Annotated in this window: 20 protein-coding genes; 10 read left to right on the top strand and 10 right to left on the bottom strand. The window is 66.5% G+C overall.

Translation table 11 applies throughout. From position 1 onward, the window contains the following. Window positions 1–89 precede the first annotated feature (89 nt). The 4 genes from DT069_RS12715 to DT069_RS12730 all read right to left on the bottom strand — a co-directional run bounded on the left by DT069_RS12715 (window position 90) and on the right by DT069_RS12730 (window position 5,810). Window positions 90–806 (bottom strand): Bax inhibitor-1/YccA family protein, encoded by a 717-nt coding sequence (locus DT069_RS12715; RefSeq protein ID WP_119460669.1) that lies wholly within the window; start codon window positions 804–806, stop codon window positions 90–92. 97 nt (window positions 807–903) lie between these two features. After that, on the bottom strand, window positions 904–2,421 hold the full coding sequence (locus DT069_RS12720) for a hypothetical protein (protein ID WP_119460670.1): 1,518 nt from the start codon (window positions 2,419–2,421) through the stop codon (window positions 904–906). A 431-nt stretch (window positions 2,422–2,852) separates the two neighbouring features. Next, window positions 2,853–3,932, bottom strand: coding sequence for an ATP-grasp domain-containing protein (locus DT069_RS12725; protein ID WP_119460671.1), 1,080 nt, complete (start codon window positions 3,930–3,932; stop codon window positions 2,853–2,855). A gap of 144 nt (window positions 3,933–4,076) precedes the next feature. Continuing rightward, on the bottom strand, window positions 4,077–5,810 hold the full coding sequence (locus tag DT069_RS12730; RefSeq protein ID WP_119460672.1) for an asparagine synthase-related protein: 1,734 nt from the start codon (window positions 5,808–5,810) through the stop codon (window positions 4,077–4,079). Window positions 5,811–6,218: 408 nt separating this feature from the next. Between DT069_RS12730 and DT069_RS12735 the strand changes: the two genes are divergently transcribed. The 5 genes from DT069_RS12735 to DT069_RS12760 all read left to right on the top strand — a co-directional run bounded on the left by DT069_RS12735 (window position 6,219) and on the right by DT069_RS12760 (window position 11,528). Next, complete coding sequence (locus DT069_RS12735) at window positions 6,219–7,505, top strand: ABC transporter substrate-binding protein (RefSeq protein ID WP_119460673.1); 1,287 nt, start codon at window positions 6,219–6,221, stop codon at window positions 7,503–7,505. Continuing rightward, a complete protein-coding gene (locus tag DT069_RS12740; RefSeq protein WP_119460674.1) occupies window positions 7,499–8,416 on the top strand; it encodes a carbohydrate ABC transporter permease in 918 nt (305 codons plus the stop codon). Before DT069_RS12735 ends, DT069_RS12740 begins: the two co-directional genes overlap by 7 nt. Window positions 8,417–8,424: 8 nt before the next feature. Continuing rightward, entirely contained in the window at window positions 8,425–9,252 is an 828-nt protein-coding gene (locus tag DT069_RS12745) for a carbohydrate ABC transporter permease (RefSeq protein WP_425450196.1), read from the top strand. Window positions 9,253–9,268: 16 nt separating this feature from the next. Then, on the top strand, window positions 9,269–10,351 hold the full coding sequence (locus DT069_RS12750) for an ABC transporter ATP-binding protein (RefSeq protein WP_119460676.1): 1,083 nt from the start codon (window positions 9,269–9,271) through the stop codon (window positions 10,349–10,351). 511 nt (window positions 10,352–10,862) lie between these two features. Continuing rightward, window positions 10,863–11,528: a glycine zipper 2TM domain-containing protein gene (locus DT069_RS12760; protein WP_119460678.1), complete on the top strand. Its 666-nt coding sequence runs from the start codon at window positions 10,863–10,865 to the stop codon at window positions 11,526–11,528. Window positions 11,529–11,603: 75 nt separating this feature from the next. On the opposite strand, the gene DT069_RS12765 is transcribed toward DT069_RS12760, so the two are convergent. Continuing rightward, window positions 11,604–14,177 (bottom strand): ABC transporter permease, encoded by a 2,574-nt coding sequence (locus DT069_RS12765; RefSeq protein ID WP_119460679.1) that lies wholly within the window; start codon window positions 14,175–14,177, stop codon window positions 11,604–11,606. Then, on the bottom strand, window positions 14,170–14,907 hold the full coding sequence (locus DT069_RS12770; protein ID WP_425450197.1) for an ABC transporter ATP-binding protein: 738 nt from the start codon (window positions 14,905–14,907) through the stop codon (window positions 14,170–14,172). Before DT069_RS12770 ends, DT069_RS12765 begins: the two co-directional genes overlap by 8 nt. A gap of 109 nt (window positions 14,908–15,016) precedes the next feature. Between DT069_RS12770 and DT069_RS12775 the strand changes: the two genes are divergently transcribed. The 5 genes from DT069_RS12775 to DT069_RS12795 all read left to right on the top strand — a co-directional run bounded on the left by DT069_RS12775 (window position 15,017) and on the right by DT069_RS12795 (window position 18,749). Continuing rightward, complete coding sequence (locus DT069_RS12775) at window positions 15,017–15,643, top strand: arylesterase (RefSeq protein ID WP_425450210.1); 627 nt, start codon at window positions 15,017–15,019, stop codon at window positions 15,641–15,643. A 120-nt stretch (window positions 15,644–15,763) separates the two neighbouring features. Next, the gene (locus DT069_RS12780; RefSeq protein WP_119460680.1) at window positions 15,764–16,804 is read left to right on the top strand and encodes an NADP(H)-dependent aldo-keto reductase; all 1,041 of its coding nucleotides are present in this window, start codon (window positions 15,764–15,766) and stop codon (window positions 16,802–16,804) included. A gap of 75 nt (window positions 16,805–16,879) precedes the next feature. Beyond that, window positions 16,880–17,419, top strand: a complete 540-nt coding sequence (gene thpR, locus DT069_RS12785) for an RNA 2',3'-cyclic phosphodiesterase (RefSeq protein ID WP_119460681.1) — start codon at window positions 16,880–16,882, stop codon at window positions 17,417–17,419. After that, window positions 17,419–18,156: a Sir2 family NAD+-dependent deacetylase gene (gene cobB / locus DT069_RS12790; protein ID WP_119460682.1), complete on the top strand. Its 738-nt coding sequence runs from the start codon at window positions 17,419–17,421 to the stop codon at window positions 18,154–18,156. Before thpR ends, cobB begins: the two co-directional genes overlap by 1 nt. Next, on the top strand, window positions 18,153–18,749 hold the full coding sequence (locus DT069_RS12795; RefSeq protein ID WP_119460683.1) for a uracil-DNA glycosylase family protein: 597 nt from the start codon (window positions 18,153–18,155) through the stop codon (window positions 18,747–18,749). Before cobB ends, DT069_RS12795 begins: the two co-directional genes overlap by 4 nt. A gap of 1 nt (window position 18,750) precedes the next feature. Here the strand turns inward: DT069_RS12795 and DT069_RS12800 are convergent, their stop codons facing one another. The 4 genes from DT069_RS12800 to DT069_RS12815 all read right to left on the bottom strand — a co-directional run bounded on the left by DT069_RS12800 (window position 18,751) and on the right by DT069_RS12815 (window position 22,117). Next, entirely contained in the window at window positions 18,751–19,200 is a 450-nt protein-coding gene (locus DT069_RS12800) for a metallopeptidase family protein (RefSeq protein ID WP_425450198.1), read from the bottom strand. A 106-nt stretch (window positions 19,201–19,306) separates the two neighbouring features. After that, window positions 19,307–20,068: an SDR family NAD(P)-dependent oxidoreductase gene (locus tag DT069_RS12805; RefSeq protein ID WP_119460684.1), complete on the bottom strand. Its 762-nt coding sequence runs from the start codon at window positions 20,066–20,068 to the stop codon at window positions 19,307–19,309. 91 nt (window positions 20,069–20,159) lie between these two features. Beyond that, window positions 20,160–20,540, bottom strand: coding sequence for a response regulator (locus DT069_RS12810; RefSeq protein ID WP_119460685.1), 381 nt, complete (start codon window positions 20,538–20,540; stop codon window positions 20,160–20,162). Next, window positions 20,537–22,117, bottom strand: coding sequence for an HWE histidine kinase domain-containing protein (locus DT069_RS12815; protein ID WP_119460686.1), 1,581 nt, complete (start codon window positions 22,115–22,117; stop codon window positions 20,537–20,539). Before DT069_RS12815 ends, DT069_RS12810 begins: the two co-directional genes overlap by 4 nt. Window positions 22,118–22,224 lie beyond the last annotated feature (107 nt).

Genomic DNA, 22,224 nt, shown 5'->3' on the forward strand with positions numbered 1-22,224 from the left:
TCCTGCTTGTCAAGCGATCGCCGCCGCACAAAAAAACGCCCGGGACGACGATCCCGGGCGTTTCGCCTCTTGCGTATGGGCCGCGAGGCTTACTCGCGATTGCCGAACAGGCGGAGCATCATCAGGAACAGGTTGATGAAGTCCAGATACAGGCTGAGCGCGCCCATGATGGTCTTCTTGCCCATGATCTGGCCGTCATCGCCCTCGTAGTAGTTCTCCTTGATCTTCTGCGTGTCATAAGCGGTCAAGCCGGTGAAGACGAGTACGCCGATGACCGAGATCGCGAACTGCAGCGCGCTGCTCGCGAGGAACATGTTCACGACCATGGCGATAATGATGCCGATCAGGCCCATGAACAGGAACGAGCCCCAGCCCGTCAGGTCGCGCTTCGTCGTGTAGCCATACAGGCTCATTGCAGCGAAAGTCGCCCCGGTGATGAAGAAGACGCGGGCGATGCTCGTCTCGGTGTAGAGCATGAAGATGAACGAGAACGCCAACCCGTTCAGCGCCGCATAGGCCCAGAACGACATCTGCGCCGTCGCGAAGCTCATCTTGTGGATGCGGAAGTTCAAGAAGAACACGATGCCCAGCGGCGCCAGGATCACCAGCCAGGCCAGCCCCGTGCCGAAGATGGCCTGCATCATCGTTTCCGAGCTGGCGGTCAGGTAGGCGATGATGCCGGTGAGCGCAAGACCGCCGCCCATGTAGTTGTAGACGCCAAGCATATATTGGCGCAGACCGACATCGATCTGGGCCACATCCGCTTGGCCGCGGGTCATATATTTTCTGTCAGGTCCAATAGCCATTCCAGCCTCTCTATCCCCCAAGCCGCGCGAAACCTGCCCCCTATATTGGAGGCAAGCGGGGCGGAATCAACAATAATCGGTCAAGACGTGCGATAGGTTAACGCGCTTCGGAGGCAGCCGGCGACGCCTCATGGTAGCGCTCGACCGCGCGCTGTATGGCCCATGGAAACAGGAAATAGAAGAGGGGCGGCGTCTTGATCGACAGCACCCGCCACGCGCCGGGCAGATCGGCGAGCCGACTCACTATCCCGCTCGGCAGGCGCTCGACCTGCCTTTTCAGCGCGAGCCGCGCCGTGCTGACGCGGTCGAGATACAGCGGCGGCAGGCGGCCCTGCCGCAGGAACCGCCACGACAGCCGGTGCAGCCAGTCGCGATAGTCTTCGAGCGAGCGGTCGGTCAGGAAGGGCTCGCGGCGGTCCCACAGGACGACCGCGGTGGCGCGCTTCTCCCGGGCGAACATCCCGCGCGGGACGCCGGCCTCCTCGACGATGCGCCGGCAGATCGGCCGATTGTAGTCACCGCCGACATCCCACGGCCTCATCTCGTCGGCATTGCTGATGGCGTTGATTCGGCGCAGTTCCCGTGCCGCCCAATACGGGACGGCGCATTGCAGGAAGCCCGTCCAGAGCCGGTACTCCGTGAGGCCGAGACCGCCCGGATCGGGGCGCGCCATCTCCGGGCCGAGCGACGGGACGGTCTTGTCCCAGACCATGCCATATTGGCCGGTGAACAGGATCCGGCCGGGAAGATATGGCGCCGCGCCGCCGAAATGCATCTCTTCGCCATAGGCGTTCGCGGCAAGGAAGGGGATCTCCGGAAACGGGTTGCCCCGCCATGCAGCGCGCTCGAGCGTGATGCAGCGCAGGCCGAGCTTGTCGGCGACCGGCTCCCCGCTGTCGTCGGCGCCCCCGCGCGCGTTGGCGAAAGTGATGACCTCCTCATTGCCAGCCGCCTTCGCCACGACCGCGACGGTGGGTGAATCATAGCCGGAGGACAGCGTGCCGATCGTCCGGTAGGGCGCCTTGCGCGCCGGGCTCTTCCCGTTCTCGACCAGCGCCGCCATGGTCGCGAGCAGGAACGTCCGATAGCCCTCGAAACTGGACAGATCGCGAACCGGCAGCGGCTTGCCGACCGGCTCGAGCGATGTTCCGTCCCAGACGAGATTGTCGAAGTAGCAGAGCTGCAGGTCGCCCCGGAGCGTCCGAACCGGACGCTTGTAGGCATCCAGGCCGGCGGTGATTGTCCGAAAGTCCGCATAATAGCCCGGGTAGCAGGGGTCGAGCTCGATATCCAAATTCGCGATCAGGCAGACCAGCGAGTTCGAAACATGGACGATGTTCTCGGCCCGCGAGAATTGCAGTCGATCGACGGTGGAATCGGGACTTACGAACGTGACCGCGCCATCCCGAAGCCTTCCGCCGGTGCCGGCCACGATATCCGTGCGGTCGAAATCGCCCTGCTCATAGGGGCCGGGCCAGGCCGCCTCGCAGAACCAGTCGTCGGTCGTCTCGACGCGGTTGCCATGGCGCACCACGACCTCGTCCGCGCCCGTCTCGCAGCGCGCGAGCCAAGCGTTCGGCGGCCAATGAGGCACCGGGTCGAAACGGAAGCGCATAGGCTAAGTTCTTTTCGGCGACGGCGACACAGCACCGGTTGCGGCGGCTGGCCGTTCGATTCCGGAATGGATATGGCGCCAAACGAGGCGGTGGGACTGCAACATGTTTCCACACCATGCCGGCATAACAGACAGCGCGCCGCCTTCCGCGATGCCGCGTGGCGCAGGACTCCGATTTCAGGCTAACGCTTGATAAGGGAGAGGAGTTCCCGAGTCGAGGGTGCGTGAGATACGGACTGCCGCACGAGCGCTGAAGGCTTCGGGGTTCTGCCATCCGGGATGGCGCCGCTCAAGCCAGGCATCTCAGCGGTTTGACACGGCGATTGCAGCCGCGTACGCGTCTGCTTTTCGAAGGGAGAATGGACCAACCCCGTTGTCACGGGCGGCGAGCAGCCTGCTCGACCGGACTTCAGCAGCTTTTCGGGGCGTCCTTAAGATGCAACAGAAATCGCCGTTGTTGAGTGCAATCGAATCCGGGCAATGAAGTCCTCGAAGATAGCGTCCTCTGGCCTCATTTGCCCTTCAACCCACTCCAGCTCTCCTGTTTCGGGATTATCTCCGCGTAGCATCCAGTGTCCTGGGCAGTCGCGCAACGCCCAGCTCGCATAGGTGTAGCTGATCTCCGCTATAACGGGCTCCGCGCCCCGGCGTAAGACATCGACGGCGACCGATTGGGTCTGAAATCGTTGCGCGATGTCGAACGCGAGCCGCACCGCTTCGATGTCGATTTCTTTCGGGTCCCAGTCTATGTGGCCGCTGCCGCTGGCACGAAAGTCGTTCGGCCGGTTGAACCGGCGAAAGCCGAAGGCACGGTTGCCGATGATCGTGATCCGCGTGTCGAACTCATTGCCCGGCAGGAACTCTTGAAAGAGAACGTAGCCCTGCTGCAACTCACTGTCTGAGTTGTCGAGCGGCGTTCTACCTGCAAGCGTTCGAGCCGCCGTGAGGAATCGCCGTACGTACTTATTCGCACGCGCGCCGGTAGGCATCTGAACGGACTTGATCCCGGGGCCGAACATCTGTTGCACCCAGTACGTCGCCTCTTCCGCACGCTGCAGCAGGCGTACGTTCGCTGACTGATAGCCATAAGAGAGCTTCATAACGAGCGGGTATGCTGCCCCGTGACAGAAGGCAATCGCATCCTCGGGCCGCCAAAACACCCATGTGCGCGGAATCGGGATACCTGCCGCTTCTAGGAGGTAAGACTGCGCGATCTTATCCTCGAAATGCCAAGCCGTTCGCCAGTCAGGGAAGACCGGGATGCCCATGCCATGTTCGATAGCTGGCAGCAGCCGTTTTGCAAAAGCACGCGGCAGCTTAGGGTAGCCGAATCGCCAGAGAAACCCGTCACAGCCTACGATCTGTTGAAAGAAGTCGGGCGCGAACGCATCCACCATCCTAGCCTGAATTCCAATCTGCTCCGCCAGCTCGACCCAACGCGCGGAAAAGGACTGCTCTTCGCCGTTCTTGTGGCGGACAGTATCAGGCTGGATTGCAATTGTGCGGCTCATGGCAGACTGGCAGATTTCCCTAAGCCTTGGTGGATGCAAGACAGTCAAAGAACAAATTCTAATCTAAAAGCCATTGAGATGGAGTTATCAGGCCGACAGGAGCAGCGGCCAATGAGGCACCGGGTCGAAACGGAAGCGCATGGGCTAGCCGGTCGTTGCCATCGACGCCGCGACGGCGGGTGCCTCGCTATCGACGACCGGCCAAGCGGCTCCGGCATGGACCTGTTGCCATGCCAGGCAGTGGAACAGCAGCTTCTCGGCCGTCGGCGACAGTGCCGGTTGCGCCGTCGAGCCGACTGCGAGCAGCGGGCTCGCCTGTTGCTCCCAGAGCCGTCTCCATAATTGCGAAGGGGCGGGCCTCGCTCGGGAGAATCCGAGTCGACGCGCGACGCGCGGATGCGCCGTCAGCAGACGATCCGCCCGTTTCAGCGCCAGATTCATGTAATAGGCGGCGTGTCGACGCCCGCGGTACAGCTTGGCGCCCGAGACGAACGGCACGTCGAGCGACTTTGGCGACAAGGTGTGCATGAGGTCCAGGTAGAAGCGTGCGTCGACTTTCTCGTCATAGGGAATGCAGGCGGCCAACTCGATGAAATCCCGCGTCAGCCCAGGCGTATAAACCCGACAGCGGTTCTCGAACACCTTAAACGGATTGATGGCGGCCCGATTCCGGCTGCGGTTCCGGATGACGAACTGGTTCACGCCGAAACCATCGTTGGGATATTCGGCGATCTCCCGGCTCAGGTCCGCTTGGAAGCCGTCATGCATCTGCCGCACGATGGCGTCGGGAAACAGTTCGAATGCGGCTTTCCAGGCCGGCGAGTCGAGACTGCGGCATTCCTGCCGCAGATATTCCGGAAAGCCGCCCCGCGGCTGGTGAAGCGGCGCCAGGATGAAGCCCGGCACCAGCCCCTCCCAGACCGCGCCCTCTTCTTCGAGGAACTGGGCGATCTGCGCGATGAACAGATGCAGGCTCGGCGTCGCCGCATCGCTTGCCTTCAGATAGTCGAGATATCCTGGCGTCGCGAAGAAATCGGCGGGAGGGTGGATGCTGCGATAGGGGGTTCCGCTCGAACGGGCGATGGCCCGGGCGAACCGGCCATCGGCGTCGAACAGCTCGTCGGGGTGGCTGACGATCAGTGCCCGGGTCGGAATCCCTTGGTCCTTGAGCAAATAGAGGATCAGCCGGGAATCGAAGCCCCCGCTCAACAAGAGCGTGCCGGGCGGGCCGGCATCCGCATAAGCGCGAACGCTGCGGCGCAGCGCGTCGAGGACCTCCCGCCGGTCGACCCGCCGCCGCTCGGTCGGCCAGCGCCAGTAGCAGGTGGTCTCGAGCCTGTCGGTCGCCGGGTCATAGACCAGGATGGTCGCCGGCGGGACGCGTTCGACGCCGGCCATCAGCGTTCGGGCGCCGATGGTGTGGCCGAAGGCGATGAACGCGCCCCAGGCGGCGAGGTCCGGGGCGCCTGAGAAGGCCTTGGTCTCGGAGGCGAGGCGCAGTCCGCCCGGCCGCCGTTCCATGTAAAGCGGCTTCAGACCCAGAAAGTCGGTCACGACGACCAGCTTCCGGTCGGCGGCATCCCAGAACACCGCGACGAAGGCGCCGTCGCATTGCGGCAGCAGGCGGACGGCATCCTTGTACGTCGTGATCCCGGAGGCGTCCGGCATTCCGATCGGAAGGCCGGCGACGGCCAGGATGTTCCCGTCCCGCCGTTCGATCCGGCCGCCGAGAAACCCGATCGTTCCGCCACCGATATCGCAGACCGTGCGCTCGGCCGGCCGAAGCTCCTGCGCGCGCAGCATCCCATTGACACCGTCGCCGCCGAAATCGATTGCGATCTTCACGGTCAGGACCGCCGGGATCCGGCGATCGGGCATCCGGGCCGTGGCTGCGCGGCGATGTCGCCGGCCGCCGGTTCAAACGCAAAGTTCAAGCGTTCGGAGAAGCTCCGTTTCCTCGACAATAGATGCCGCCTCCCTCAATAGAGATATATCCAGGAGGGTCGATAACTAAGGTTAATATATGTTAAAGAAATTGTAGGAGACGCTCAATTAAGAAATTACCTCGCCCGGAAAACCGCAAAACTTGCGATGTTCTGCCCGGCGCGATTCTCGCAGGCTGCCGACCGGAAAACCGCGGCGATTCGGCTGGTTGATCCGGCCGGCAAGGCGTCGTAGTTAAGGAATGCCTCGGTGGGCAAACGCCCGGATGCCCGAGTCGTACGCCTGAATCAGGGAGGCGCGGGATGGCGAGCCGTCATCCAACAGCCAGACCGTGGACGGGTCATGTCAGGCTCTCTTAAGCGCCTCGCTTTCGGCTTGGTGCTTTCCGCGGCACTGATGGGCGGCGGGCCGTCGCATGCGATCGGCGCAACCATCACGATCGCTTGCGGCGCGGTCGGCATCTTCCACGATCTGTGTCGTGCGGGGGCCGAGCGCTGGGCCGCGGAAACGGGCAATGCGGTCGAATTCGTCCAGAGCCCCGGCTCGACCTCCGATCGGCTGGCCCTCTTTCAGCAGCTTCTGGCGGCCGGCGCCGCCGACATCGACGTCATCGAGGTTGATGTCATCTGGCCCGGCATCCTCGGCCGCTATTTCATCGATCTCGGTGCCTATGTCGACGCGGCGACGGTCGCGGCGCATTTTCCCGTGTTCATCGAGAACAACACCGTCGACGGCGAGCTCAAGGCCCTGCCCTGGTTCTCCGATGTTGGGCTGCTCTACTACCGGAAGGACCTTCTGGAGGCGCACGGCTTCTCCGTGCCGCAGACCTGGGCCGAGCTTGCCGAGGCGGCGCGCGCCGTCGTCGCGGCCGAGCGGGCGTCGGGGAGCGCGCGAATGACGGGATTCGTCTTTCAAGGCAAGGCCTATGAAGGTCTCACCTGCAACGCGCTGGAATGGATCGACAGCTTCGGCGGCGGCCAAATCCTCGCCGAGGATGGGAGCGTCACCGTCAACAATCCGAAGGCCGTCCGGGCCCTCGAGACGGTGGCCTCCTGGATCGGCGTGATCGCGCCTCGGGGTGTGCTGGGCTATATGGAGGAGGATGCGCGCGGCGTCTTCCAGTCGGGCAATGCCGTCTTCATGCGGAACTGGCCCTATGCCTGGGCGCTGGCCCAAGCGCCGGACAGCCCGGTCAAGGACAAGGTCGGAGTGGCGCCGCTGCCGGCCGGCCGCCCTGATGGCCAGCACAGCGGCACGCTTGGCGGCGCGGGGCTCGCGGTGTCAAAATATTCGCCCCATCCCGAAATTGCCGCCGATCTCGTCCGCTATCTGGCGAGTCCGCCGCTGCAGGCGGAACGGGCGATCCGCGGCGCCATCAACCCGACCATCCCCGCGCTCTACGAGGACCCGGAGGTTCTGAAGGCGCAGCCCTTCCTCGCCGACCTGCTGCCGATCCTGGAGGCGGCCGTGGCCCGCCCATCGCAGATCGCCGGCGAGCGATACAACCAGCTCAGCACCATCTTCTGGAACGTGGTGCATGACACGCTTGCCGGCCGGACGACGGCGGAGACTGGCCTTGCCGCGGCCGAGCGCCATCTGCAACGGATTCGGTTTCGCGACGGATGGTAACCGTCGCCCCGTATCGCGCGACCCGGGCGTTGGCTGCCCGCCGAAGACGGACGGCATGGCTGTTTCTCCTGCCCATGCTGGCGATCCTTGCCGTGGTCGCCGGCTGGCCGCTGTTCCGGACGGCCAGCTTCGCCTTCACGGACGCGTTTCTCCCCGAGCTGGACTCCGCCCGCTGGGTGGGGTTCGAGAACTTTGCTTTCGCGCTGAAGGATCCCGGCTGGTGGCGTGCCGTCTTGAACACGTTCGTGTTCACGGCCCTCTCGGTGTCGCTCGAGCTGGTGCTGGGCCTGGTGATCGCCTTGGCCCTCAACCGGCGTTTCCGCGGTCGCGGCCCCTTGCGCGCGATCGTGTTGATCCCCTGGGCGGTGCCGACCGTGGTCTCGGCGCAGATGTGGCGGTGGATGTATAACGACATCTACGGCGTGGTGAACGACCTGCTGCTGCGGCTGGGACTGATCGACGGGCCGGTGGCTTGGCTCGCCGGCGGGGAGACGGCGATGGCCGCCATCGTCATCACCGACGTCTGGAAGGCGACGCCGTTCGTCGCGCTGCTGCTGCTCGCCGGGCTACAAACGGTCCCGGCACAGCTCTACGAAGCGGCGCGGGTCGACGGTGTTGGTCCGGTGCGCACCTTCCTGCACATCACCTTGCCGCTGTTGCGGCCGGCGATCGCGGTGGCGCTGATCTTCCGGACGCTCGACGCGCTCCGGGTGTTCGATCTCGTCTATGTGATGACCAGCAACGCCTGGGCAACGGCGACGATGTCGGTCTATGCGCGGCAGCAGCTCGTCGATTTCCAGGATGTGGGCTACGGCTCGGCCATCTCGATGCTGGTCTTCGTCGTGGTCGGGGTGGTGAGCGTCGCCTATGTCGCCGGCCTGCGCCCCGGCTTCGCGGTGCGGCAACGATGAAGACGGCCGTGAAGAAGGCCGTTTGGCGCATCGCCTTCGCCCTCCTGATCGCGGCGATCGCCGTTTTCGCGCTGGCCCCGGTCTATTGGGCGGTGGTGACGTCGCTGGAGACCGGCTCCGACCTGTTCACGGTGGACTATCTGCCGCGCGGCCCCGTGTGGAGCAACTATGTCGCGGTGTTCGAGCGGCAGGCTTTCGGCCGCAATATCCTGAACTCCGTGCTGGTCGCCGGCGGGACCGTCGCCCTGTCGATGGCGGTGGCGCTGATCGCCGCCTATGCGCTGTCGCGCATCGAGTTCCGCGGGCGCCTGCTGTTGCTCTTCACCGTGCTGTCGGTCTCGATGTTCCCGCAGGTCGCGATCCTCTCCGGCCTGTTCGAGCTGATCGCCACCCTTGGCCTCTATAACAGCCTACCCGGCCTGGGGCTCAGCTATATGATCTTCACCTTGCCTTTCATGGTTTGGGTTCTGGTCGCCTTCATGCGCGAGCTGCCGCGCGAGATCGAGGAAGCGGCGATCGCCGACGGGGCCGGCCCCTGGACCATCGTCACGCGAATCTTCCTGCCGCTGATGATGCCGGCGATGGCGACCAGCGGCCTTCTCGCCTTCATCATCGCCTGGAACGAGTTCCTATTCGCGCTGACCTTTACGCTGACGAACGAGGCGCGGACGGTGCCGGTCGCGATCGCGCTGATCACCGGCGCAAGTCCCTACGAGCTGCCCTGGGGCCGGATCATGGCGGCCTCGGTCATCGTCACCGCGCCGGTCGTCCTGCTCGCGCTCCTATTCCAGCGGCGGATCGTCGCCGGCCTCACCGCCGGGGCCGTGCGAGGGTGAGGGGAAATCAGGTCCGATGACCGACGTCGCTCTGCGCAGACTCGAGAAATCCTTCGGCCGGACGCCGGCGGTGCGCGGCATCGATCTCGACGCGCCGGCCGGCCGGCTCACCGTGCTGCTCGGGCCGTCGGGCTGCGGCAAGACCACGCTCCTGCGCCTGATCGCCGGGCTGGAAGAGGCCGACGCCGGCGAGATCCGCATCGGCGGACGCCTGGTGAACGACCTGTCGCCGCGCGAACGCGACGTCGCAATCGTGTTCCAGAGCTATGCGCTCTATCCCCACATGACGGTGTTCAAGAACCTGGCCTTCGCCCTGAAGATGAGCGGCATGCGCAGGGCCGCGATCAATGCCCGCGTGCGCGAGGTCGCGAAGATGCTGCAGATCGACGATCTGCTCGCGCGGCGGCCGCGGCAGCTCTCCGGCGGCCAGCAGCAGCGCGTCGCCATGGGCCGCGCCATGGTTCGCGAGCCCCAAGTCTATCTGTTCGACGAGCCGCTCAGCAATCTCGATGCGCGGCTGCGCGCCCAAATGCGGGCGGAGATCACGCGCCTGCAGCGGGCGCTCGGCACGACGATGATCTATGTCACCCACGACCAGGTCGAGGCAATGACCCTGGCCGACCATGTCGTGCTGCTCGACCGTGGCCGGGTGGCGCAGGCCGGGCCGCCGCTCGACATCTATAACCGTCCGGCGAACCTCTTCGTCGCCAGCTTTCTCGGCGCGCCGCCGATGAATCTCTATGAGACGCGGATTCTCGGTCAGGTCGACGGCGCCGTTCTCGTCGCGCTGCCGCAGGGCGCGCTTGCCAGGGTGCGCATCAAAGGCCGGCCGCCCGAGCGCCTCACCCCAGTGACCCTGGGCATCCGGCCCGAGAATCTGCTGCTGGGCGATGCCGCGCCGGCCGCCGATACGCTCGACGCCGACGTCACGCGAGTGGAGCGGCTCGGCGCGCAAACCCATGTCGTGTTGGCCTGTTCCGATATGCAGCTGATCGCGATCGCTGACGGCGAGGCGCGCATCGCCGTCGGCGATCGGATCCGCGTCCATCTGCCGGGCTCGCGTTGCCACCTGTTTGACATAGCCGGCCGGGCGATGTGAAGAACGACGCGAGCTCACATACGCGTCCAGGCGCCGTTGACGGGCCGCCTCTCTGTGCCAAAGAGAAGGATCTGGTGCAGGCATGATCGCAGCAGAGGATCGGACATCGCCAGGATGACGCGGAGCGGCAGCACATGGACCAGTCCGGTTCATCGAGCATTCAGGTTGCCGCGGACAAGCTGTGTCGAGAACCAGGGTAGGCCAATGGCCATGTCGGTGGAAATTGATGATACCAACTGAGACGAAGGCCGCATGGCGCGGCGGAATCGCAAGCCTGATGCTCGCCGCGTTGGCCGGCTGTGCGGTGATCGCCGAGCCCGGGAGCCATCCGGCGCGCCAAATCGGCGTTCCGCCCGGCCATATGCCACCACCGGGCTCTTGCCGAATCTGGTATCCGGATCGTCCGCCGGGCCAGCAACCACCACCCGGATCCTGTGGTGTTCTCCGCTATCAGGTGCCGCCGGGTGCTTATCTTGTGTATGGATGAGAGCGTCAAGCCACCGTGGAGGAGATGATGCGCGCAACGATGGCGGTTCTGGCCGTGACCCTGGCCCTCGGAGCACCGGCCTGGGCCGATCCCTGGAAGGACGAGAGCGGTCACGGCCGCAGCGCATATGGCTATGGCGACTGCGAGTACGAACTGGAAATCGAAGGGGGCAAGCACAAGGAGAAGGTCAAGTGCAAGGGCGATAAGCATCGGCGCGGATACGTCATGCCCGGGCCGGTCGGGGTCCATATCGGCGGCCTGCCGGTCGCGGTCGGCCCGGTTCCGGGGCTGCCAGGGCTCGCCTGCAATCGGGATCTGATCGGCGGCGCGCTGGGCGGTGTGGCCGGCGGTGTGCTGGGCTCGCAGGTCGGCAAGGGCGACACGCGCACGGCTGCGACGATTGGCGGCACCATTGTCGGCATGCTGGTCGGCGGAAGCATAGGCCGCGCGATGGATCAGGTCGATCAGGCCTGCGTCGGCCAGATGCTTGAATATGCCCCGAGTGAGCGGCCCGTCGTCTGGCGCAGTCCGGATGGCGGCAGCTATGAGGTCACGCCTTTGCGCACCTTCGAGCGCGACGGAACCGTCTGCCGCGAATACCGGACCGATGCCGTCATCAACGGCCAGTCCCAGCAGGTTGTCGGCACCGCATGCCGGATGCCGGACGGCGCTTGGCGGCTGGTCGGCTGATCGCTAATCCTCGGGTCGAGGAGGTGGCGCCAGGGTGGAGGTGACGCATCGACGCCGTCACAGGCGGAAACGGACTCACTCATTCCTTAACAACGGCGCGGCCTTGGCGCCGAGAGCGCGCCAGATTCCGACGAAGCCCAGGCCCAGCGTGATCGCCGTGCTCAGGAGCGCGGTGGCGAGGACCACGCCGGGCAGGAAGACCCAATCGCTCTCCATCACCTCGGTCAGGAAGAAATAGCCGGCGGCGGTGCCGATCGCGGCGGCGATCGCGGCGGTGACGAGGCCGAGAAGCCCGTATTCGAGGAGGAAGGCGCGGGCGATGTCGCGCCGGGTCGCGCCCAGAACCTTCAGCACGACGGCGTCATAGACCCGGCGCCGGTGGCCGGCGACGATCGCGCCCGCCAGGACCAGAATGCCGGCGACGAGGGTGATCGAGGCGGTGGCGCGAACCGCGCTGCCGACGGCGCCGAGGATCCGGTTGACCGCCTCCAGCGCCTCCTTGACGCGGATCGCCGATACGTTGGGGAAGGCGTCGGTGACCGCCCGCTGCAGATCCAACTCCGCTGCGGGATCGGCACGGACGGTGGCGATATGAGTCTGCGGCGCCCCTTCCAGGATGCCAGGCGAGAAGACCATGACGAAGTTGATGGCGAGCGTCGACCAGTCGACCTCGCGCAGATTGGCAATCGTGCCGCTCATCTCACGGCCCAGAAGATTGACCGTAATCGTGTCGCCGATCTGCAGGCCCAGGCCGCGGGCGATCTCGGCGTCGATCGAGATCAGCGGCGGACCGTCATAGTCCGCCGGCCACCAGTCGCCCGCGACGATCCGGCTGCCCCGCGGCGGCGCGACCGACCAGGTGATGCCCCGATCGCCCCGCAGCACCCAGGCGATGTCCGGCGGCGGCGTCACCTGATCGACCGGAACGCCGTCCAGCGCCACGATCCGGCCGCGCAGCATCGGAACGCGCTGCAGCTCGCCGGTGCCGGGCCGCTCGGCGACCAGCGTGTCGAAGGCCTCGACCTGCTGCGGCTGGATATCAATGAAATAGAAGGACGGCGCCGCGTCGGGCAGGGTGTCGCGAATCTGGCGCGCCAGATTGCCCTGGATCAGCGCTACCGCGACCAGCACCGTCAGCCCGAGGCCGAGTGACAGGACGATGCTGCCCGTCGGTGCCCCCGGCCGGTACAGATTGGCAAGCGCCAGCCGCAGCGTGGCGGGCCGCGACCGGCCGGGTCGATTTGCCCTCCGGGCCGCCGCGACGACCGCCAGCGCGACGAGGCGGAAGGCGATCAGCGAGAGTGCGGCGCCGAGGACGAACCAGCCGGCCAGCCGCCGGTCGGTCGCCGTGACGATCGCGAGGCCGGCCAGCGCCAACCCGACTCCCGCCATGACCGCCAGATCCCGCCGTCGCGGCCAGCGCCGGACCCGGGCGACCACGTCGCGGAACAGGCTCGCCGCCGGAACGTCGCGAGCGCGCGCCAGCGGCCAGAGCGAGAAGCCCAAGGCGATCAGCAGGCCGAAAGCGGTCGCGAGCAGCAAAGGTTCCGGGTAAAGGCCCAGGCGGAGCTGGAGTCCGAAATGCTCGCTCAGCAATCCGGCGACGCCGACCGGCGCCAAGGCGCCGATCAGCAGCCCCAGGGCGATGCCGCCGAGCGCCAGCAGCAGGATCTGCGTCAGATAGAGGCGGAAAATCAGGCGGCCCGGCGCACCCAGGCATTTCAGGGTCGCGATCGTCGCCGTCTTGCCGTCCAGATAGCTGCGCACCGCATTTCCGACGCCGACGCCGCCGACGAGCAGCGCGCTCAGGCCGACCAGGGTCAGGAACAGGGCGGTGCGGTCGATGAAGCGCTTCACCCCGGGCGCCGCCTCCGACAGGTCGCGCACCCGCCAGCCGGCGTTCGGGAACCGCGCATGCAAGGCATCGATGAGTGCGGTTGCTGAGGCGTCCGCCGGCAGCCGCACGCGATAGTAGTGAGAGATGAGGCTGCCCGGCTGCACCAGCCCCGTCGCCTCAAGACCGTCGAGGGCGACCATCAGACGCGGGCCGAGGGTGAAGATGTCGGTGCCGCGGTCGGGCTCCGTCTCCATGATCGCGCGCAGCTCGTAATCGGCCTCGCCGACGCGCACCCGGTCGCCGAGCGCCAGATCCAGCCGTTCGGCCAGATCGGCGTCTGCCGCCGCGCCCCAGACGCCGCCCTCGGCTTTCAGCACGGCGGCCAGCGGCCGGTCCGGCGCCAGTCGGACCGTGCCGTAGAGCGGATAGGCGGAATCGACCGCCTTCAACTCGACCAGGATCGGCCGGTCGCGTGCAGCATCGCCCTCCGAGGGGCGGGCCATGGCCCGCATCTCGCGAGTTTCGGAGACGACGCCGGCCTCGGCCAGGAACGCCGTCTGCTCCGGCGTCGCTGGCCGGTAGAGCAGCCGCAGCTCGACATCGCCGCCGAGTAGCCGGCGCGCATCGGCGGCGACGCCGGCGGTCACCGACTCCGCGACCGAGCCGACCGCGGCGATCGTCGCCACGCCGAGCATGAGGCAGGTGAGAAAGATCCGGAATCCCTTTAGGCCGCCGCGCAGCTCGCGCCGGGCTAGCCGCAACGGTAGGGGCCAGAACGAGGACGGGCGGCGAAGCCCCGAATGTTCAGTCATCCGCGCCAGCCGCGCGAGTCACGGCAAAATCCGCATCGCTCTCGTCGAGGATACGGCCGTCGACCAGCTTTACGGTCCGGCCGCAGCGGGCGGCCAGGGCGGGATCGTGGGTGATCAGTAGCAGGGTGGTCCCGCGCCGCGCCTGCAGCGCGAACATCAGGTCGATGATGTGGCCGCCGGTCTCGCCGTCGAGATTGCCGGTCGGCTCGTCGGCCAGCAGCAGGCGCGGCTCGACCGCAAAGGCGCGGGCGAGCGCGGTGCGCTGCTGCTCGCCGCCGGACAGCTGCCCCGGATAATGGTCGAGGCGGTGACCCAGGCCGACCGCCTTCAGCTCGGCCGCCGCCCGCGCGAAGGCATCGCGCCGGCCGGCGAATTCCAGCGGCACGGCGACGTTCTCCAGCGCCGTCATCGTCGGGATCAGGTGAAACGCCTGAAAGACGATGCCGATGGCATCGCGGCGGAACAAAGCGAGATCATCCTCGCCGAGCGCGCCCAAGGCCCGTCCGGCGATGGTCACCCGGCCGGCGGTTGGCCGCTCCAGCCCGGCGATCACCATCATCATCGTCGACTTGCCGGAGCCCGACGGACCGACGACGCTCACCGTCTCGCCGGCGCGGACGGACAGGTCGATGCCGCGCAGAATATTGACCTCGCCCCCTGCGCTTGCCAGTTTTAGGTGAACGTCCTCGAGACGCACCATTGCGGCTTCGTCGCCCGGATCATCAAACATGCAGTCTTCGCCTCATCGATCGTCAACGGTAAATCCGGGCGGGAAAAAAGCGTCCATCCGATATGGCGCCTGGACCGCTCGTTTCAATATTCGAGGCCTGTTGCTGCTCGTGATGCTTGTCCCGACCTTGGCGGCAGCGGCGCCGGCCGCGGCCGATCCGGTCCGAATCCTGGCCTTCGGCGACAGCCTCACCGCCGGATTCGGCCTGCCCCAGGGAGACGGCTTCACGGCGCAGCTCGAGGCGGCACTGGCCGAGGCCGGGGTCGAGGCCGAGGTGATCAATGGCGGCGTCTCCGGCGACACGACCGCCGGCGGCTTTGCCCGGCTCGATTGGGCGCTGGCCGACGATCCGGACCTGGTCATCCTCGAGCTGGGCGCCAATGACGGGCTGCGCGGCCTCGACCCGGCGGAAACCAGGGCCAATCTCGACGCGATCCTGACCCGCCTGCGAGAGGCTGACGTCGCGGTGCTGCTCGCCGGCATGCTGGCGCCGCCGAATCTCGGGCCCGAGTTCGGCAAGGCCTTCAATGCCATCTATCCGGATCTGGCGGAAGAACATGACGTCGCGCTGTTCCCGTTCTTTCTCGACGGCGTCGCCACCGATCCTGCGCTCAACCAGCCTGACGGCATCCACCCGAACCGCGGCGGCGTCGCCGTGATCGTCGAACGGATCCTGCCCCATCTGCTGCCGGTCATCGAGAGTCTCGACCGAAGGGCGCCCAAGGGCCAAAGCTAGCAGAAAATAGCCAAAGGCAAGGTTTGACCGAGCCCCCGTTACGGCTATATCCAGGCCTTGCCCGTTTTCCCGTCCTCGACCAGCCGCGTCCGCGGCGGCCAAACCCCGGAAGGAGGAAGAATGGAGTATCGCCGCCTGGGCCGCACCGATCTGCAGGTGAGCGCAATTGGCCTTGGAACGATGACCTGGGGCGAGCAGAACACCGAGGCCGAGGCCCATCGGCAGATGGATCTCGCGCTCGACCATGGCGTCACCTTCTGGGATGCGGCGGAGATGTATCCGGTGCCGCCGCGCGCCGAGACCTATGGCCGGACGGAGGAGATCATCGGAAGCTGGCTGAAGCGCCATGGGCGGCGCGACCGGCTGGTGCTGGCGAGCAAGGTTGCCGGGCCGGACGAGCGATTGACCTATATCCGCGACGGCAAGCCACGGCTCGACCGCCGCCACATCCCGGCCGCGCTGGAGGCGAGCCTCCGGCGGCTGCAGACGGACTATATCGACCTCTACCAGCTCCATTGGCCGGACCGCGACACCAACATCTTCGGTCAGCTCGGCTATGACGAGAACGGTGAGGCCGACAGCGTGCCGCTGGCAGAGACCCTTGATGTGCTGGCCGATTTGGTGCGAAGCGGCAAGGTTCGCGCGATCGGCCTCTCGAATGAGACCGCCTGGGGCGCGATGCGGTTCCTGGCGCTTGCCGAGGATGGCCGTGGCCCCCGCATGGTCAGCATCCAGAACCCCTACAGCCTGTTGAACCGCAGCTTCGAGGTCGGCTTGGCCGAGGTCGCGGTGCGCGAGCAATGCGGCCTGCTCGCCTATTCGCCGCTGGCGATGGGCGTGCTGTCCGGCAAATATCTCGGCGGCGCCAACCCGCCCGGGTCCCGGCTTGCCAGGTTCCCGCAGTTCCAGCGCTATCGCGGTCCGCAGGCGGAAGGCGCCGCCGCGGCCTATGTCGCTCTCGCCCGGGAACATGGGCTCGATCCGGCGCAGATGGCGCTCGCTTACGTCACCAGCCGGCCGTTCGTCACCAGCACGATCATCGGCGCGACCAACCTCGAGCAGCTTGCAACGGACATCGCGAGTATCGACGTGACACTGTCGGAGGAGGTCCTGGACGGGATCGAGGCGATCCACCGCGTCTACACCTATCCCTGTCCCTGACCGATCGGATGCGGGCGGCACCGTCGGCTCGTGTGCTAGACTCTTGTTCCTGTCACTTCGGAGGGTTCGTCTTTCATGCGCCTGTTCGTCGCTCTCTCCCTTCCGGAAAATCTGCGCTGGCAGTTGCAGTTGCTCTGCTCCGGCTTGCCGGACGTGCGCTGGGTCCCGCCGGAGAATTTCCACATCACCCTCCGATTCATCGGTGATGTCGATGGTGGGGTCGTCGAGGACATCGATGCGGCGCTGGCCGGCATCCGGGCGCCCGGCTTCCGACTCCAGCTCGCCGGCGTCGGCCATTTCGGCAGCGGCGGCAAGGTGCGGTCCCTGTGGGCCGGGGTGGCGCGGGAGCCGGCCTTGCAGCATCTGCACGACAAGATCGAATCGGCGGTCGTGCGCGCCGGCCTGGAACCCGACGGCCAGAAATTCACGCCGCATGTGACCCTTGCCCGGCCCAAGGGCGTCAAGCTTCCGAAGCTGCCGGACTTTCTGGCACGCCACAGCCTGTTCCGCAGCGAGCCGTTCGAGGTGACGCACTTCACCCTCTATTCCAGCTTCCTCAGCCACAGCGGCGCGATCTACCAGGCCGAACGGAGCTATGAGCTGAGCCGGATGTGATGACTCGGTCCGACTTCGGCTCTCCGCCGCGCGACGGCCGTATCGTGATCTTGACCGGCGCGGGAATCTCCAAGGAATCCGGCCTCGATACCTTCCGCGATGCCAACGGTCTCTGGAGCCGCGTGCGGATCGAGGACGTGGCAACGCCCGAGGCCTTCGCCCGCGATCCAGCGCGCGTGCAGGCGTTCTACAACGCCCGCCGCCGCGGCCTGCGCGAGGCGGCGGTGACGCCCAACGCGGCGCATCGGGCGCTGGTCGCGCTGGAGCAGCGCTGGCCGGGCGAGATCCTTCTGGTGACGCAGAATATCGACGATCTGCACGAGCGTGCCGGCAGCGAGAAGCTGATCCATATGCATGGGGAGCTGTTCAAGGCGCGCTGCCTCGCCTGCGCCGGAATCATGGATTGGCGCGACGACCTCGAGTCGACGACTCTCTGTCCCGGCTGCAACTCAACGGGCGGTTTGCGCCCACATGTGGTCTGGTTCGGCGAGATGCCGCTGGAAATGGATCGGATCTATCAGGCACTGGCCGATTGCGACCTGTTCGTCGCGATTGGCACCTCGGGCACCGTCTATCCGGCCGCCGGCTTCGCCATGGAGGCGCTGGCGGCCGGCGCCCATACGGTGGAACTGAACCTGGAACCGTCCGCCGGGCCAAGCGCCTTCGCCGAGCGGCGCCTCGGTCCGGCCACCCGGATCGTGCCGGACTTCGTCGAGCGGCTGCTGTCGGACCGATGAGCGGGGAGCCGTCGCTGACCGAGCTGCTGCGGCAGATTCGCGCCTGCCGCCTTTGCGCGGAGCATCTGCCGCTCGGTCCGCGGCCGGTGGTGCGCGCCAATGCGGCAGCCCCGCTGCTGATCGTCGGCCAAGCGCCGGGGACGCGGGTCCATGAAAGCGGCATCCCCTGGAACGACCGCAGCGGCGACCGCCTGCGCGACTGGCTGCAGCTCGACCGCGCGACTTTCTATGACGAGAGCCGGGTCGCCATCGTGCCGATGGGTTTCTGCTATCCCGGCGTCGACCGGAACGGCGGCGACAAGCCGCCGCGGCGGGAATGTGCGCCGCTCTGGCATGAGGCTATCCGGGCGCGGCTCCCGCATGTCGCCCTGACCCTGCTGGTCGGACAATATGCGCAGGCTCACTATCTCGGCGCGGCGCGAAAATCGACCATGACCGAGACGGTGCGCGCCTGGCGGGATTTTCTCCCCGATTTCCTGCCATTGCCGCATCCGAGCTGGCGCAACACGGCTTGGCTGAAGAGGAACCCCTGGTTCGCCGAGGATCTTCTGCCGGATCTACGCCGGCGGGTAGGAGCGGTTCTCGGCCGCTGACTCAGTTGTGCGGCCGGCTGTCCTCGACCTCAGCCTCCGCTTCCAGCCGCTCCATATCCTCGTCGCTGAAGCCGAAATGATGGCCGATCTCGTGGATCAGCACATGGCGCACGAGATGCGTCAAATCCTCGCTGCTCTCGCACCAATAGTCGAGCAGCGGCCTGCGATAGAGCAGGATCATGTCGAGGTCGCTCGACACGTCCATCACGCTCTTGTGGTTGAGGGCGACGCCGCGATAGAGGCCGAGGAGGTCGAACGGCGTTTCGAGCTCCATCTCCTGCTCGGTCTCGGCATCGGGGAACTCTTCGATCCGGATCACCACGTCGCCGACGAAGCGGCTCAGCTCCTCCGGGATCGTCGCATAGGCCTGCTGTGCGATCTCCTCGAGGTCGGCGAGGCTGGGCGGCGCGGAGAAGCGGCCGGGCAGGGCGTATTTATGAGCACTCATCATAGTCTGTACTTAGTCAGGCTTGGCACCAACGCCAAGCGCGGCCGCAGGAAAGTTTCACTGGTTGGCCCAAGACCGCAACCTTCGACTGCATGCGGGATACAGGCCGTCACTTCGGCGCCAGCCGCAGCGCGCCGTCGAGCCGCACGACCTCGCCGTTGAGCAGGACGTTCTCGACCATATGCAGGGCAAGGCGCGAAACCTCATGCGCATGGCCCAGGCGGCTCGGGAAGGGGACCGAATCGCCAAGGCTCTTCTGCAGCTCTTCCGGCAGGGTCAGCATCATCGGCGTGGCGATCAGGCCCGGCGCGATCGCCAGCACGCGGATGCCCGACCGCGCCAGATCGCGGGCGGCCGGCAGGGTCAGCCCGGCGATCCCCGCCTTCGATGCAGCATAGGCGGCTTGGCCGATCTGGCCCTCATAGGCGGCGACCGACGAGGTCGAGATGATCACGCCGCGCTCGCCATCGGCGAGCGGCTCCAGCCCGGCCATGTCGGCGGCGGCGAGCCGCATCATGTTGAAGGTGCCGATCAGGTTGACGTTGATGACCTTGGCGAAGTTGTCCAGGGGCAGCGGACCGTCGCGGCCGACGATCCGGCCCGGGATCAGGATGCCGGCGACGTTGACCAGGATGCGGGCGGGGCCATGAGCGGCGCGGGCGCGCGCGATCGCGGCCTCGCCGCTGGCGGCGTCGCTCACGTCGCAGCCGACCGCCAGCCCGCCGATCTCCGCGGCGACGGCGGCGGCACCTTCCTCATTGACGTCGAGGACGGCCACCTTGGCGCCGGCTCCGGCGAGCGCCCGCGCCACATCGGCGCCGATCCCGGACCCGCCGCCGGTGACCAGCGCCGCCTGACCCTTGATATCCATACTCTCTCCGCTCCTCTCGAATGCGCAATGAGGGCCCGGTCATAGCAGACTGGCGCCGCGCTGGCGACGGGGTGTCGTGGTAAAAGGGTGGCTACCCGCCGTTGACCCGGCGGAGCGCCGCAGCGGTGACGCGCTCGAGCGACAGCCGATCGAACGGCTTGGTCAGGCGCGGATGGTCCCGGAACTTCTCCGGCAGGACCCACTCGTCATAGCCGGTGGCGAACAGGAAGGGAGTATTGCGGGCAAGGAGCCGCTCGGCGACCGGAAACACCGCCTCGCCGCGCAGGTTCACGTCGAGGATCGCGCCGTCCAGCAATTCGTCACTTACCGCATTGAGCGCGCTGTCGAGATCGGGCACCGGGCCGATCACCTCGACTCCCAGCAGGTGCAGCATCTCGGCGACTTCGACGGCTGGCAAATACTCGTCCTCGACCAACAGGATGCGAAGGCCGTCCAGCTCGGATATGCTCATTGTCCGGCCAGTTCACCCGGTCGCAGCTTGCCGACATTCTCGGTCAGCGGCACCTGGATGACGCAGCGGATGCCGTCGCTGCCGATCTCGAAGCGGGACGCGCCGCCGAGCTGGTAGGGCACGCCGCGCTCGACGAGGTCACGGCCGAAACCGGCGCTTGCGGAACGGTCGATATCCGAAACGCCGGCCTCGATCCAGCGCCAATCGAGCCGTCCGCCGTCGACCGTGGGCTCGATCGTCCAGGTGACCTCGATCCGGCCGCCTGCCACGAGCGCGCCGTATTTCATCGCGTTCGTCGCCAGCTCGTGGAAGACGAGGCCGAGAAGCTGCGCCGTCTTCGGCTTGAGGAGGACCTCCGGCCCGTGAATCTCTAGATTCTCTCCTTCCCGCGCGTCGTAGGGGAGCAACTCGTCCAGCAGCAGCTCGTGCAGGTCCACCTCTTCCGCGCCGCCGCGGCTGAGCAACGACTGCGTCACGGCCAGCGCGTGCAGGCGCCCCTCGAAGATCGCGGCGAAATCTTCCAACGACCTGGCACGGCGGAGTGTCCGCGTCGAGAGCGAGCGGATCAGGGCCAGATTGTTCTTCACGCGGTGCTGAAGCTCCGCGGTCAGAACCCGCTGCCGCCGCTCCGCCGCCTTCCGGGCCGTGATGTCGTTCTCGAGAACGGTGAGCCCCTCCGACGAGGGATAGAACCGATATTCGAACCATCGATCGAGCCGCGGGCAGAAATACTCGAATTCGACGGGGGTCCGCCTTGCGGCGGCAAAATGGGCCTTCCGGTGAAGCAGCGTGCCGACCGTGTCGGGAAACAGGTCCCAGACATTGCGGCCGATCATGACCTCCGGCTCCAGCCCGGCGATCGCCGCGGCCTTGGCGTTCACCCGGGTGAAGCGCCATGCCCGGTCGACGGTCATGAACCCGTCGCTGATGCTCGAGAGGACGGCGTCCAGCGCCTGCCGGGCCGACGCCGCCTCCGCGCGCAGCCGCTCGGTCGCGCGGGCGGTCTCCTGCAGCGCGCAGTTCGCCTCGACCAGCCGCCTGTTGGCTTCGATCATTTCCCGTGCGTCGTTGGCGAGGCTGGGGAATGCGTCGCCTCCAGGTCTCACGCCGTCGATCTCCGCCGGTCCCCCGCGCGTGCCTCGATGCTCGATATAGGAGGCGAGGCGATGGATGGGCCGGTTCTGCCTGTCGAAGATCGAAGTGACGAACAGGGCGGTGCGGACGGGCGTGCCGTCTTTGCGGTAGGTCTGCAGATCGACGACGATGTCCCTGTTGCAGCGAAGCGCGTCGTCCACCTGGGCCGTCACGGCCGGGTCGGCGCCGGCCCCGAACAGGAAGTCATAGCGTTCGCCCAGCACCTCGTCGGCCGAATAGCCGGTGAGGTCGAGGAATGCCTTGTTGACGGAGACGATCGGATCGTCGGGCAGGTTGGGGTCGGTGATGATGGTCGGCACCGGCATTTCCGCGATCACCGGGTCGAGGCCGCCATCCGGCCGGGCATTGAAGGCGCGAGGCGCCTCCACAGGCGTGCTCTCTTCCTCAAGGATTCCGTCGCGGAATGGTCCGACATCATTCATTGAGCGCCTCCAGAAGGCCTCCTGAGGAGGGCCTCTTTAGCCAACCACGTCGACGTGCTTTCGATCCGTTCTTGCTGGATTATCGTCCAACTCTGCGAATAGGCGGG

The organism is Virgifigura deserti, assembly GCA_003576685.1.
In the GTDB taxonomy this organism is placed as follows: Bacteria; Pseudomonadota; Alphaproteobacteria; order Dongiales; family Dongiaceae; genus Virgifigura; species Virgifigura deserti.